This window comes from Psychrobacter sp. 4Dc (genome assembly GCF_002836715.1).
Taxonomy (GTDB): domain Bacteria; phylum Pseudomonadota; class Gammaproteobacteria; order Pseudomonadales; family Moraxellaceae; genus Psychrobacter.
The window spans coordinates 16963-31886 of record NZ_PJAT01000095.1 but is presented as its reverse complement, the minus strand read 5'-3'; the positions used below and the strand labels follow the sequence as shown (position 1 = coordinate 31886).

Sequence of the window (14924 nt, the reverse complement as noted above, 5' to 3'; positions counted from 1 at the left end):
TACTCTCCGATATAGTCGGGGCGGTTCAGTCATTTTTTCATGAACATGTTTCTATAGTCACTTTTCTATAGCCACTTGTTTATAGCTACTGTATTTCTAGCGCTTTTCTCACTGGTGCAAAACTACGTCTATGCGTTGGCAAGACACCATGTTTTTCGATTGCTTCCATGTGTGCGCGCGTCGGATAGCCTTTGTGTTTGGCAATACCATATTCCGGATATTGAGCATCCAGTGTATACATCGATTCATCACGACTTACTTTTGCCAATATACTGGCCGCTGCAATACTAGTATGACGCGCATCGCCTTTTACCCATGCTTGACAGTCAATTGCAAATGGCGCTACCTCCAAATGTTTAAAGCTATCATAGTTCAAGTCAGGGCAACGATTTCCATCAAATAGCGCTTCGATCTTTAATTGATCGAGCGACGTGCTTTTATCATTTCTAGTGGTCGAGAATTTTTTAAAAATCACTTCTAGCAAGGATTCAGTACATAAGCGCATGCCAAGCATCGTTGCTTGCAAGATATTCACCTGGTCGATCACTGCTGCTGGTATATCAGCGATGATATAACCGATAGCATGCTGCTGAACCAATGGATAAAGGATATCGCGCTTTTTTTCACTCAGTTGTTTGGAGTCTGTCAGTATCGACAACGGCGTGTCTTTGAGCGGTTGTTCCTCAATCAATCCTGACCAGGTCGCAGGTAATATTGCCGCCGCCACATTGACACTACCTAGTAATGGCCCACGTCCTGCTTCATCAACGCCGATTTGCAGTATTGACTGCTCTGTCTCTTGGTTATCATAACTGAGATATTGGGTAAGCAGCTCAGCGGTATTCATTTGCCCATATAAACGTATGGGCGCTGCTAACTGTATATATTGTCCTTTCACATCAATATGCTCAATATTGATGTCAATCGTTTGAACTGAGCTTTCTGTATGTTGGTTGATATGCATAATATTAAAAGGTCTTTCTCGTTTAATTAGGATTGACGGTATCGGTATTTTGAATAAACCACTGTTCAATCACGCTGTTTGCAGGCTCATGGTTACTTTGCTGTTGTAGCGACTGCTTTGTCACTAGTAAGTCGTGTAATTGCTCGGCATAAGCGCGTGGTTGCAGCAATCGCATTACGGTGCGGCAGATATTGTCACCGCTCGCCTGCTCTTGAATCAGCTCAGGTACGATTGGCGCATTAGCCAATATATTAGGCAATGCCACATATGGTACTTTTACCAGACGCTTGGCTATTTGGTAAGTCAGCTGATTTAATTGATAGACCACTACCATCGGACGTTCAAGCAGCATTGCCTCCAGCGTTGCTGTCCCAGATGCCAGCATCACAATATCTGATGCCGCCATGGCATGTTGGCTAAATTCTGGCTGGGTATCATCGTAGACCACTACAATTGCTGCACGTAGCTGTTCTGAGCGTTGGTCGATCACTTCTTGCACAATATATTGATGGTTTTGATCGACCGTTGGAATAATAAAGCACAGCTTAGGATCTAACAGGATTAACTTTTGGATACCATCAAGCATTAATGGCAAAATGGCTGTAATTTCACCGCGCCTAGAGCCTGGCATCACACAAATAAGCTGACTCACATCATCGAAGCGTTCAATAAAGAACTGCTGCAACCCATCGTTGTCCCAAACGAGCTCACTGCGACGTTGATTGATTGGTGTATCTATCAACGTCTGATCAATGGTTCGTAGCAATGGATGACCCACACAGATCGCCGGATGGTTATGTCGCTCATAAACTGGCAACTCAAACGGGAATAAACATAGCACCAAATTGGTCGCTGCTTTAATATTATGGATACGCGACTCGCGCCACGCCCAAATAGAAGGACTGACGTACTGCACACAGAACACGCCTTGGGGCTTTAGTTTTTTGGATACTCGCAAATTAAAATCAGGTGCATCAATACCGACGAACCAATCAATATTGGCAGCCTTAAATGCGCTCAGTAGCTCGCGGCGCGCTTTGAGCAAATCTGGTAGCTGCGACATGACTTCAACCAGACCCATCACTGCCAAACGCTCTAATGGGAAAATACTCTGTAGCCCTTGCGCATGCATCTTTGTACCGCCCACGCCTACCCAGACAATATCATCACGTAGATTATTCATTTGCCGCATAAAATCTGCGCCTAAGCTGTCACCAGATACCTCACCTGCGACGATGCCTATCACTAGCGGCGTAGCATTTATATTTGCTACTTGAGAATCCGTCTCGGCTTGATGAATGAGGTCAGTATGGTGATGAGACGTAGCAGAATCTGTCATGACAAGCTCTCGATATTAGAAATACACAAAATAAAATAACCGTTATTATAAAATATAACGTAATAAATCAGCGATATGGCTTTATGAATAATATAAGCACTCATCCGTACTGTTCTAATGACACAGCTTGGGCTACCCATCGCTAATGTTGCTATCATACTTGACGATGATACAAATAGCGAAATTCACGCATAAAACCTGAGCGTTATGCATCAAAAACTCAACCAACTCTTATTAATAGATAGAAAAACCAAATGCTAAACGTGCATTTAGAACGTCAAATATCACGCTAAGTCTGTATAAGTATAACTAAGTTTTAGTTTCCTCATTCCAGTTATCAGTCAATTAACTGCTCGACTACCCTTGTCAACCAACACTTTTGTCCGCATAATGATTATTCCTATAAATCAGCTAGACGATATATAACCATGACAACATCAGTTACCCATAATGCAGATATTGACGACGTGAATATTGAAAAATTTATTCCTTTGATTACCCCCGCCGAGCTAAAAGCCGAGCTGCCTCTGTCAGACGACGCGTATAACACTGTACTAAAAGGTCGTAATACTATTCAAGATATCTTGGATGGTAAAGACAAGCGTTTGTTTGTGGTCATTGGCCCTTGCTCTATTCACGATATCAAAGCCGCTCACGAATATGCCGATCGTTTAGCCGTATTGGCAAAAGAAATCGAAGACAGTGTATTTGTGGTCATGCGTGTTTATTTTGAAAAACCTCGTACGACGGTTGGCTGGAAAGGCATGATCAACGACCCTGACATGAATGACAGCTTTGATATAGAAAAAGGCTTGCGCACGGCTCGTAAATTGCTACTTGATTTGAATGAAAAAGGTCTACCTTGCGCGACTGAAGCACTTGATCCAAATACACCGCAGTACATTCAGGATCTAATCAGCTGGTCAGCCATTGGTGCACGTACCACTGAGAGCCAAACGCATCGCGAAATGAGCTCTGGCTTATCATGTCCAGTTGGCTTTAAGAACGGTACTGATGGCGGTATGACGGTTGCTGTCAATGCCATGCAAGCGGTTAAAGAAGGTCATAGCTTCTTAGGTCTGTCGTCAGATGGTAAAGTCTCTATCATCAAATCTAAAGGCAACCCTTACGCGCACGTAGTACTTCGCGGTGGTAACGGCAAGCCCAACTATGATGAAACTGCGGTAGCTCAAGTTGAAAACGAGCTGGCAAAAGGCAAAACCAATAGCAAGATTATGATTGATTCTAGCCATGCTAACTCAGGTAAAGACCCTTACCTACAACCGATGGTTATCAAAAACGTTGCCGAACAAATCCAAAATGGCAACAAATCAATTATCGGTATGATGATTGAGAGTCACTTAAAAGGCGGCAATCAAAAACTGACTGCTGATTTGAGCCAGCTTGAGTACGGCAAATCAATCACCGATGGCTGCCTAGATTGGGATAGCACCGTCACAGCATTACGTGACTTACGTGATATGGTAAAAGATGTACTACCAAATCGCTAATAGCTAATAGCTATCTACGATAATTTATCGTCGAGCAAACAATAAAAAGCCCTTTTCGCACTGATGCGAAAAGGGCTTTTTATTTATGAACGTTTTATAAGAAATACTGTATTCTCAAACTTGGTTAGCAATGACCAACAACGATACATGTTTCATTAATTGGTCAAAGCTAACCAAGTTTTCAATTAATTATTTGCAGCACCTAACACACTCTCTAAGCTTTCGAGCACATGCTTAGATGAGACATTCTTTTGTAAATCTATCAGCTGCTTGTGCGCCATTTGGCGGCGAGGCTCAGCCAACGTATTCCAGCGGGCCAGTACTTGCAGTAAGCGTGAGGCTAATACAGGATTGGCATCATCTAATTTCTGAATCACGCCTGTATACATCTCTAGACCTTCTGCCGTCCAGAGTACCGTCGGTTGCGAGCTAAAAGCGCTGATAACTGAACGGACACGGTTAGGCGTATTCCAATCAAAATCTGTGTGTGTCAGTAGCGACTTGACCATATCAGGCGTTACGTCGTCAGCCGCAGCTTGGACACTGAACCACAAATCGACAACCAGATCATTTGCTTGGAAACGATCATAGAAGTCTGCTAAGTACTTATCTGCATCTACCAGCTGATGATTGACCATGGCCTTCAATGCACCAAAGCGCTCAGTCATACAGCTCGCATTGTCATACTGCTGCTGTGCCCAGTCTGCTGCATCATCTACATTGGCAGTCAACGCCATATCGAGTACGACATTACGCAGCGCACGAATGCCTCGAGCTTCAGCGCTATCCTCATAAGACTGCATTGGCAGATTATTATACAGCTCAGCCCATTGGCCTTTTAACTTATCAGCCACTTGCTTGTATAGCCCATCACGCTGCTCTTTAACCAACACTGGATCGTAGTCTTTAGAAATAGCAGAAGCCAGCTCTTGCGCTGATGGAATATCAAGTAATCGTGCCGCTAGCATCGCATCATCAGCTGCTAAGACAGGCAGTGTCTGCGCTAATGCTTCTAGGTATACATCAGGGCTGCTCTTCGTACCTTGGCCTTGCAGCAAAATACGATTTACCAGCATTTGAGTTACTTGCCAGCGGTTAAACCCATTGGTTTCATGCTTAAGCAAAAATGCTAAGTCTACATCTTGATAGTCATAATTGAGCTGTACTGGCGCGCTAAAGTCACGCAGTAATGACACAACAGGCTCGCTCGCTACATTCTCAAAGACAAACGTTTGCGTCGCCTCGTCAAGCAATAACATACGTTCAGCGACGATAGCGCCTGAGTCTTTGTCAAATAATGCCGTTGCTACAGGTATCGGCAATGGTTTTGGCGCATCAAAGCCTTTGACATGGCGTGTCTGCTGATTCAAAGTGATGGTCAGCGTCTGTGCTGCGCTATCATAGGTTTGAGAACCCGATACCACTGGCGTACCAGGCTGACGATACCAATCAATAAAATTCTCGATTTTGTCATCAGTGATACTCAGCGCTGATAAAAAGTCCTCAACCGTTACCGCTTGTCCATCATAGCGACGGAAGTACTCATCTGTTCCTTTTCGGAAATCATCTGGCCCTAACGTATTGGCAATCATGCGGACAATTTCAGCGCCTTTCTCATAGACAGTCGTCGTATAAAAGTTATTAATCTCAATGAAGCTCTCTGGACGTACTGGATGTGCTAATGGACCTGCATCCTCACTGAACTGATGTGCTCGCAATGTCGCTACGTCATCGATACGCTGCACCGCACTTGACTGTTGATCTGCTGAAAATGACTGATCACGGTAAACGGTAAAGCCTTCTTTCAAGCACAGCTGAAACCAATCACGGCAGGTGATACGGTTGCCAGTCCAGTTATGAAAATACTCATGAGCAATAATGGCTTTTACGCTAAAGCTGCGCGCATCGGTGGTCGTTTCAGGGCTAGATAACACGCAAGCAGTATTAAAAATATTCAAGCCCTTATTTTCCATCGCACCCATATTAAACTGACTGACCGCCACAATCATGTAGCGATCTAGATCGTAGGCTCGACCATAATTGACCTCATCCCACTTCATGGCATCTTTTAGGGCTTGCATACCGACATCGCATTTATCGATATCAGCAGACTTGGCATACAACTCAAGCAATACTTCTCGACCTTCGCTAGTCGTATAAGAATCTGTTAATACATCTAAATCAGCAACCACACAGGCAAATAGATAACTTGGCTTATTGGTTGGATCGTGCCAGATGGCATAATGACGGTCTGGTGCATCGGCCACTTCACCTGCTTCGACTAAGTTACCATTGGCCAACAACGTCGGATAGCGCTTATCCGCTTCAAGTCGCGTGGTAAATATCGCCAACACATCAGGGCGATCAGGATAAAAAGTAATCTTACGGAAACCCTCTGGCTCACATTGAGTCACAAACATCGTGTCGTCGCCACTGCCCGCCATATATAAACCTTCAAGCGCCGTATTGGTCTGTGGGCAGATGCGTACTTGAATATCTAAAGTAGCTCGCTCAGGAGCATTATAAATCGTCAGCTTACCCTCTTCCTGCTGATAATCCTCAGTGGTTAGCGTCTTACCATTCATCGTAATCGTTAGCAACTCTAACGACTCACCAAATAAGACAATATCCCCTGCCGTTTGACGTACCATCTCAAGCTTACTGTCTACCTGCGCGTAGTCTTCAAACAGTTTGATATCTAAATGTACTGTCTGGACATCAAAACTTGGTTTGGTGTAGTCTTTTAGATTAATCTTGCTTGGCGCATGAGGCGGCACATCTGGCATTTCAGGATTGATGATTTGCGCATCAGTTTCAGCAGTAGACATATGGTGTCCTATTATTATCGGTGATTTGGTTATAAGTTATTTTTACTAGGGATAAGTAATATAGTAATGAGTAATATCATTTCGCTATTTGCAGAAGGCTCTAGTGCAAATAGTAAACTAAGCATATACACAAAACTTTGCAATGATTAAGCTAATTTTACTTTCTCTTTAAGCTTATAGCTAGATTGACCTAAATCGCCAAATTTCAAGTATGCAAAGTAAGATATCGTTGGTTCAAGATGATTTAAATATGAAAACATAGGTTATCAATTGGATAATGTCGTTGAAAATGATTTAATAGTCGTACTGATGACCAATCATTTAACTAACGGCCTATTATATGACAAAAAATACGGTGAAACGTGCAGACATTACCCTACCTTTGCTTATAGAGTATGTTGAGGCACTACTACCCTCATTGACGACTCAGACAGAACTGTCACCTGAGCATAAAAAAGATAATAGTGAAGCATTATGGGTAACACATAACCATGCCGACTTATTAGCACTACAAGCACAACTTGACGATACTACATCTATTAATGAGAATACTGAATCGAAGCTGAACGCACGCCATTTATCAACGTTATCAGATCTTGCCAAACAGCATGTACCTGATCGTTATGAGCTTGCTTGCTTTTGGCTGCCTACCTTGTCAGAAGAGCTGACTCAACACTATGTGCCGCTACTGATGCGCTACCGTGACCTGTATGCCGCGCATTTGCTTATTGCATTAGATAGCTCGATAGATTTGAAACCTTATGGCTTTACGCCATTTGATATATTGAATGAGCCATCTCTAAATATTGATGACATTCAATCTATTACCTCATCAACCATTACTGCGACGCTTTGGCAATTTAACCTATATGATTACAAACAACTGCCGAATTGGCTCAATGCTGACTACTGGGCCAACCCTGAAAACTGGGGCAAGCACCGCTGGTAATACGCTCGATTTTATCTATCGTAATTTACAGTAAAAATACTTACATAAATTAACATTTAGTATATTATAGATAGAGATTGCCTAAGTTTTATCGGAAGCAGTTTAAAAAAACAAATTTAATTAAAATTTTAGGAGCTCGTCATGTCAATCAGTTTTTCTAAGATCGCTGTTCTTGCTGTACTATCAAGCGCTGTTGCACTGACCACTGGTTGTGCTACCAAGCGTTCTACCTCAGAAGTTGTCGTTGCCCCGCTAGGCATCCCAGGTGGACAAGTTGGCTACAATGGTGCGGTTATCGTTGATAACTCAAACGCTGTCATCACTGGCGCTGAGAATATACAAGCAGTGGTCTACTTTGCCTTTGATAGCAGCGAAATTACTGCTCAATCAGCGAGCGTCCTTAACCAACACGTAAGCCTGCTAAATTCAAACCCAGCAGCGACTGTCGTTATCGCAGGTCACACTGATGAGCGCGGTAGCCGTGAATACAACATGGCACTAGGTGAGCGACGCGCACAAGCTGCTCGTAACTACCTTGCTGCTCAAGGTGTCACTGCAAACAACATCCGTGTGATTAGCTATGGTGAAGAGCGCCCTGCAGCAGCTGGCAACACTGAAGATGCCTATGCACAGAACCGCCGTGCTGAACTGTCTTACTAAGACTTAGCATTATCTATCATAATCTTTACACATGATAATTTAATATATTTCCATAAAAAGCCCAGCAATTTAATATTGCTGGGCTTTTTACATTTTTGTCAGCTAAAATAATGATACTGAAAACCAAATACAAACAATAAGAATGATGGTACAACACTTGCTATTAACTCAGGTTAAATATACTCAGCTCAATTCTACGACATGGTATGCCACTGCAGAGGTTGGTGAATCGCTTTGTCTAGATTTTCAATCGTCATCGAAAGATGCATCACGCGGTATTGCTCACAATCAACGGCAAATACAACGTGCAGGCGTGCGTCTGCTATTACAGCAACTACTCAATAAGTTAGAGATTAGCGATACGTTAGATGAGTCTGATTTTCCGTATTGCCTTGTCAATCATAAATATTACGTTTGTTTCAGTCATACAGGGATAAGTGATAAAGCCAATACTGGCAGCAATTCAAATCAAGTTAAGCAAAATCTGAACAATAAGATAGCAGTGGTCATCAGTCTTGACCGCCCTGCTGGGATTGATATAGAAGCTAGCAATGTGGTGTGGAAAGTGGCAAAGCGCTTTTATTCAGATAATGAGATTAATAGGTTACTAGCCTTGCCGACAGATGAGCGCGATACTGTTGTAAAACTATTGTGGCAACTCAAAGAATGCTTTATAAAAATAAATCACTATAAGCTGGCTCAAGGTATGGGCATGGATTACTCACACCTCATTGCAGATATATTAGATGGCATGAGACAAGAGTCATCCATGTATATCATCGCTGAAGACAGAACTGATTATCATATTGCTATATCAACGACACAGCATACGGTGGTGATTTTTTAGTCACTACTTCTATAGCTGCCTACTAGCTATCTGTTTGAAACTCTATTTAAGACAATACTTATTCCCTCAACTTTCCACTGTATCTCATGAACTACTATATGACAGACAAAAAAACGACCCTCGAGAGGGTCGTTTTTTGTACTTAATCTTTAACTAATAACAGTCTTTAGACTGTGATTAGATTAGAAGCGGTAAGTTACACCAGCTTTAACAATTGGATACCAAACGTTTTTGTCTTTGATTTCTTTTTCTGCCGCTTCTTTAAAGCCATCTGTGTCAGAACCACTAACATTAGTTACTTCAGCATCCATCTTACCCATATATGCTGCGCCTAACTCGCCGAATACTCCCCAGTTTTGGTTAATGTTTGGACGGTAACCGATAGTAACATAAGGTGCCAATTTATTTTTGTTTTCAGCTTTGATAGTTGCTGTGTCAACTTGATATTCAACATCATCGATAGAAACAGTTGCAATACCTTCTGAGTCTGCATCAGCAGCAATTGAAGCTTCAATCTTGTTACGTGGAACCATAGTACCTGCAGCAACTGTGAAGTTGTTAGCAAACGGACGCATTTGAACGCCAATGTATGGATTGCTAAAATCTACATCATAATCCATAGTGCCTTTATAGTTACCATAGCCATCGCCTAATGCCTTATCCCAGTTAATCCAAGAATCGTTAGCATTTAAGTCTCTGTCACCGTCAAAGTTCATGCCAGACCAACCAGCTTGTAACTCAGTTTTATCATTAACCGCCCAAGCAACGTTAGCACCATAGCCTAGTGTGCCAATTTCAGCACTCACTGCAGCTGGGTTAACAGCAGTCTGGAAGAAAGTCTTAGTACCACCAACTACAGCACCAGTAGTGTTGCGTACTACACCAGCGTTAGCATCGTATGCATAAGAAGCAGGTTCTGCTTGATAGGCAACAGCAACTGGCTCAGCTTCATACGCAACTGCAGCGTTGTCATCAACAACGATAACTGGCTCAGCAGCTAATGCAGCAGTTGATGCTAGAACAGCAGCAGAGATTGCCGTCAATTTAATCAATTTCATAATTATTCTCCTAAAGTGTGAAATAAACCCGCCCATAAAAAACGATGATTGTGCTTTTTTTAAACCATCATTTTGTTGAGGTGATTAAAACAATTCTGACTTGAAAAGTCACCCCTACTGATGCTGTTTTTATTTGCTATTATGTAAAGATTGCATAGGTACTGTAATAATTGCTACACCAATCTGCAAAAATTCGCTTTTATGTTACATAACGTCCTTAAAGTAACCAAACAGCGTAAACATGAGACTTCGCTTGCTTAATGTTTATGTAAGGGTATTGCAAAACATGTCCACATAATTATCTAAAATATCGTCCGACTCAATGACAGTTATATGGCTTAACCTTACCAAATAGTGTGGCTTGTGAGTTGACGTATCTATTGTTACTTATATAAGAAAATCTACACCAACAAATAAAACGATATAAATGATCTCATATAACGCGACTAACGCTTGCCTCAAGCGAATATTATGCTAAATTAGTTGTTATAACAGATTTGTTATAGAACGTCAGTATTGTCACTATTTGTCTTATTTATGAAAACCTTGTGATACTACCTGCTCTATTTCTTTACTCCTACTGAGCCATATATATGCCTAAAGTATCGTCGATTACCCGTGTCCTAGAAATCATCGAAGCAGTGTCCTATGCTTCAAAACCGCTTTCTCCACTTGAGCTCTCACAGGAGCTAGATATCCCTAAACCGACCATTCATAGATTGATTCAAAATTTGGTTGATGATGGTTTTTTGACTGTTGATATTGGTGGCGGTATTATCCCTGGTAAGCGCGTACGCAATTTGAGCGTTGAGCTCTGGCAGCAACGGTTATTTTTTAACGAACGGCAGATGATTTTGCAAAAGCTGGTTGACGAGCTAAAAGAAACTTGCGGCATTGGTATTCCTTATCATATGAATATGATCTATACCAACCGTGCTCAAACGACCTTACCACTACAGATTTATCTTCCTGTCGGAGCAAAATCACCCATGTGGTGTACAGCGACTGGCAAGCTCTATCTAAGCCAACTATCTACAACTAGCCGTATGAAAATACTACAAGGGTTACCATTAGATAAGTTCACTAAGAATACGATTACTGATATCGATGCATTAAATGCCGAGCTTGATCGTATCGCTGATACTGGTATCGGCATCGATAATGAGGAGTTTATCTCTGAGATGGTGGCAGTGGCTGTACCTATCTTGGATAAAAAGCAACGCTATCTGGCTTCTCTCTATCTGCATGCACCAACCATACGTGTTTCATTAGATGATTTGCTGACGCACGTACCAAGACTGCAAGAAGCCGCGCAAGACGTTCAAACACTCGTTTACGATCTGCAAAGCTAATACTATCTATTAGCCATCAAAAAAGGACGACGCTATGATTTTAGCGTCGTCCTTTTTATTTTTAGCAAATGCATTCTCTTAATTAATGCCACCTACTAGTGATACTAAAAATTCTTAATATTAGTATGTTTAAGAATCGGTATGTCTAAGAAAGTTACTTTCAAAAGAGACACAGTCAAGAGAGTCATGCTTAGGACAATAATGAGACATCATGACGTCCGATAATACTAGAAAAGTCTTTATCACCATTCTCTACAGTATGTGAGGCATATAATTCTGTTGCTTTGGCACCCATTGGCGTTTCTACTTCAGTATCTTGAGCCGTCTGCATCGCAAGGTTCAAATCTTTTTGCATCAATTTGCTCATAAAGCCGCCTTGATAGCCATTGCTAGAGGGCACGTTTTGCATGACTTGCGGATAAGGGTTATAAACTTCTAGTGTCCAGTTACGCCCTGAGCTCTGTAGCATGATATCTGATAGCACTTTGGGATCTAAGCCGTTCTTAACGCCTAGATTAATCGCTTCTGCCGTACCTGCCATCAAAATACCTAACAGCATATTGTTGCAAATTTTTGCGACTTGTCCTGCGCCGTGCTCGCCAGCATGAAAGATATTTTTCCCCATGACAGCGAGAATAGGCTCAGCCTTAGCAAAAGCAGCATCATCGCCACCGACGATAAAGGTCAAACTACCAGCAACTGCCCCGCCTGTCCCACCAGAGACTGGTGCATCCAAGAAGTCTATACCAAGCTTATCTGCCGCCTCTGCTACCGTCCTTGCATCAGCCGCCGCAATCGTACTACTGTCAATCACAAGCGTGCCTTTTGGTAACTCTGCGAGCAATCCATTAGAGCCACTATCACCTAAGTACACCGAATGTACATGCTGACCTGCAGGCAACATACTAATCACAACTTGAGCATTACTTGCAGCATCTTTAGGATTTTTTGCGACACTAGCCCCTGCTTGTGCTAGGCGCTGGGTTGCAACCTCAGACAAATCAAAGACAGATAGCGTGTAACCTGCCTTTAATAAGTTCTCTGCCATTGGTGCACCCATATTACCAAGCCCAATAAAGGCAATATTTGGTTTAGTGGTGTCATTGTTTATTGTACTTATATCCTTTGTACCCATCTCATCACTCCTTGATAATTTATAATGTAGCTATTGCTACATACTATTTAACAGTATTTATTAGTGAGTATTGCTTATTAATGAATGCTACTATCTTATGTCTTAGCACCCTTCTTTAGAACTTTATAAAATCGCTGATAGTCTTACGTTGTAGATCCCTTCTAGGCAACTAGCGGACATACTGACTACCCAAAGCGTCATTACCTAACCAATCGTCTAAAGGATGCTCACCTTTTGGATAAGGATTGACAAAATGCTGATCGATATACGCTTGGCCTTCTATGCTTAGACAGTCTGCTAATGAACGCGACCATTTAGGATTTCTATCTTTATCAATTAATAATGCCCGCACACCTTCTTTGAAATCAGGGTTGGCCGCGCAATGTACTGCGACATTGGTCTCTAAATACAGTACTTGTTCGATCGATAGGTCAGCGACTTTGTGATACAACGCATAGGTTAATGCAGCCGTGACTGGGCAGCCATGGCGATAAGTGGCGACTGCGCGCTGCGTCCAGCTGTCTGCTGCAAAGTCTTGGTTTAGCTGTGCGAGCGCAGTATCGCTTTGTAGCAGCGCATCGATATCAGCCAAACCGCCACTATTCATCAGTTGCTGGATAGGTTGCCAATATGTTGCCAGCTTACTATCTGGCAGTTCGGCTACGGGCAGTTCAGCAAGCGCACGACTAACAATACTATGTGCGCTATTGTCATGGCACTTATCTGCACTGCTAGTGTTATCGACTGCCTGCCAGTTGCTCTGTTTGAGACATTGGATAACAGCATCATAGTCATAGCTAGCAACAGCATACTCTGCCAGATTGGCCAATAGCGCGTCACTGCCATTACACATCGCTCCAGTTAAACCCAAGAACAGCCCAGTCTTAGCAGGCATACGCTGCAAAAACCAACTACCAGATGCATCAGGGAACAGTCCAATTGTGACTTCAGGCATGGCAAAACGCGTACGCTCAGTGACCAAACGATGACTACATCCTGCCATCAGTCCCATACCGCCGCCCATGATGATACCGTCACCCCAAAGTATCAGTGGTTTCGGATAAAAGTGCATTTGACGATAGAGACGGTACTCGTGACTAAAAAATTCAGTAGCATATGGGTTTGGCATTGGTGCACTGGTAGACATGCTGTCATAGAGCTTACGAATATCGCCGCCCGCACAGAACGCTTTATCCCCTGCACCTTTTAATACAAGCGCAACCACTTGATCATCGGCTTGCCATTGCTCTAACTGCGCTGAGAGCAATTGACACATATCAACGCTGAGTGCATTAAGTGATTTTGGGGTGTTAAGTGTCATGACTCCAATCAAGTGCCCGCAATCTGTCAGCTCAGTATTGAACAATACAGAGGCCTCTTGCTCGGTATTGTTCGAAGAGTTTTGGGTATTGTCGGTAGCTGCTGTCATAAAAGTGACCTACAAAATTAAATAATAAAAATGGCTTAAGCGTTTTGACTGCTGTTTATTTGTTTTGCCAATTGGGTTTACGCTTTTCTAAAAAGGCCTGTACCCCTTCGCGCTGATCGTTGGTATCAAACAACTTCACGAACGCTTCACGCTCATGGATGAGGTTCTGCGCAGGCGGGGTGTCTCTAGCCGCTTGAATAAGTTTCTTGGAATAACTGACGGCGACGGGTGATTGCTTAGCGACTTTTTTTGCCAAGGCCTGAGCGACTGGTAAACCTTCACCTTTTGCAGCGACCTCTTCAACCAGACCGATACGCAATGCCGTATCTGCATCGACCCGCTCACCGCACAGTATCATGCGCTTAGCCCAACCTTCCCCTACTAACATAGGTAGATTTTGCGTGCCGCCAGCACATGGCAATAATCCCACGCCCGTCTCTGGCAGTGCCATCTGGGCGTGCACTTCTGCGATACGGATATCACATGCGAGCGCACACTCTAGCCCGCCGCCCATCGCATAGCCATTGATGACAGCGATACTGACGCCACGATAGGTAGATAGCGCTTCAAATGCTTCACCAAATGCAATCGCCATACTTATTGCGCGGCCTTTATCGCCGTCTGAGAAGTTGTTTAAATCTGCACCAGCTGAGAAGAATTTTTCGCCATCTCCATGCACGATTAATGCGTAAACATCGTCGTTGGCATTGAGATCTGTGATGAGCTGCTTAAGTGCTTGCAGACTGTCCATCGTCCACGTATGTGCCGGTGGGTTATTCAACGTCAACGTTGCGGTATGGCCATCAATTGATAGCTGTAGATTTGTATAATCTGTCATAAAACATCCTTGTT

General features: G+C 42.9%; 12 protein-coding genes. 5 read left to right on the top strand and 7 right to left on the bottom strand.

Annotated elements, in window-relative coordinates; all coding sequences use genetic code 11:
• Positions 1-85 precede the first annotated feature (85 nt).
• Together CXF61_RS07515 and lpxB are read right to left on the bottom strand one after the other, a co-directional pair.
• Positions 86-964, bottom strand: a complete 879-nt coding sequence (locus CXF61_RS07515) for a ribonuclease HII (RefSeq protein ID WP_165597755.1) — start codon at positions 962-964, stop codon at positions 86-88.
• 22 nt (positions 965-986) lie between these two features.
• Positions 987-2303: a lipid-A-disaccharide synthase gene (gene lpxB / locus CXF61_RS07510; protein ID WP_165597754.1), complete on the bottom strand. Its 1317-nt coding sequence runs from the start codon at positions 2301-2303 to the stop codon at positions 987-989.
• 428 nt (positions 2304-2731) lie between these two features.
• On the opposite strand from lpxB, the gene CXF61_RS07505 reads away from it, so the two are divergent.
• Complete coding sequence (locus CXF61_RS07505) at positions 2732-3814, top strand: 3-deoxy-7-phosphoheptulonate synthase (protein ID WP_102078467.1); 1083 nt, start codon at positions 2732-2734, stop codon at positions 3812-3814.
• A 185-nt stretch (positions 3815-3999) separates the two neighbouring features.
• Here the strand turns inward: CXF61_RS07505 and pepN are convergent, their stop codons facing one another.
• Positions 4000-6600 carry an aminopeptidase N gene (pepN, locus tag CXF61_RS07500; RefSeq protein ID WP_264755678.1) on the bottom strand — a complete coding sequence of 867 codons (2601 nt, stop codon included), beginning with the start codon at positions 6598-6600 and terminating at the stop codon, positions 4000-4002.
• 382 nt (positions 6601-6982) lie between these two features.
• On the opposite strand from pepN, the gene CXF61_RS07495 reads away from it, so the two are divergent.
• From CXF61_RS07495 to CXF61_RS07485, 3 genes are all read left to right on the top strand, one after another.
• On the top strand, positions 6983-7591 hold the full coding sequence (locus tag CXF61_RS07495; RefSeq protein ID WP_165597752.1) for a DUF6231 family protein: 609 nt from the start codon (positions 6983-6985) through the stop codon (positions 7589-7591).
• 141 nt (positions 7592-7732) lie between these two features.
• A complete protein-coding gene (pal, locus tag CXF61_RS07490) occupies positions 7733-8251 on the top strand; it encodes a peptidoglycan-associated lipoprotein Pal (RefSeq protein WP_057760480.1) in 519 nt (172 codons plus the stop codon).
• Between the two features lie 142 nt (positions 8252-8393).
• The gene (locus CXF61_RS07485; RefSeq protein WP_165597751.1) at positions 8394-9098 is read left to right on the top strand and encodes a 4'-phosphopantetheinyl transferase superfamily protein; all 705 of its coding nucleotides are present in this window, start codon (positions 8394-8396) and stop codon (positions 9096-9098) included.
• 182 nt (positions 9099-9280) lie between these two features.
• Here CXF61_RS07485 and CXF61_RS07480 read toward each other — a convergent pair whose 3' ends face one another.
• Positions 9281-10156: a hypothetical protein gene (locus tag CXF61_RS07480; protein WP_165597750.1), complete on the bottom strand. Its 876-nt coding sequence runs from the start codon at positions 10154-10156 to the stop codon at positions 9281-9283.
• Between the two features lie 593 nt (positions 10157-10749).
• On the opposite strand from CXF61_RS07480, the gene CXF61_RS07475 reads away from it, so the two are divergent.
• A complete protein-coding gene (locus CXF61_RS07475) occupies positions 10750-11508 on the top strand; it encodes an IclR family transcriptional regulator (RefSeq protein ID WP_165597749.1) in 759 nt (252 codons plus the stop codon).
• Positions 11509-11698: 190 nt separating this feature from the next.
• Here CXF61_RS07475 and mmsB read toward each other — a convergent pair whose 3' ends face one another.
• From mmsB to CXF61_RS07460, 3 genes are all read right to left on the bottom strand, one after another.
• Positions 11699-12643: a 3-hydroxyisobutyrate dehydrogenase gene (mmsB, locus tag CXF61_RS07470; protein ID WP_165597748.1), complete on the bottom strand. Its 945-nt coding sequence runs from the start codon at positions 12641-12643 to the stop codon at positions 11699-11701.
• Between the two features lie 169 nt (positions 12644-12812).
• Positions 12813-14072 carry an enoyl-CoA hydratase/isomerase family protein gene (locus CXF61_RS07465; protein WP_165597747.1) on the bottom strand — a complete coding sequence of 420 codons (1260 nt, stop codon included), beginning with the start codon at positions 14070-14072 and terminating at the stop codon, positions 12813-12815.
• Positions 14073-14127: 55 nt separating this feature from the next.
• Positions 14128-14910 carry an enoyl-CoA hydratase gene (locus CXF61_RS07460; protein WP_165597746.1) on the bottom strand — a complete coding sequence of 261 codons (783 nt, stop codon included), beginning with the start codon at positions 14908-14910 and terminating at the stop codon, positions 14128-14130.
• Positions 14911-14924: the final 14 nt, after the last annotated feature.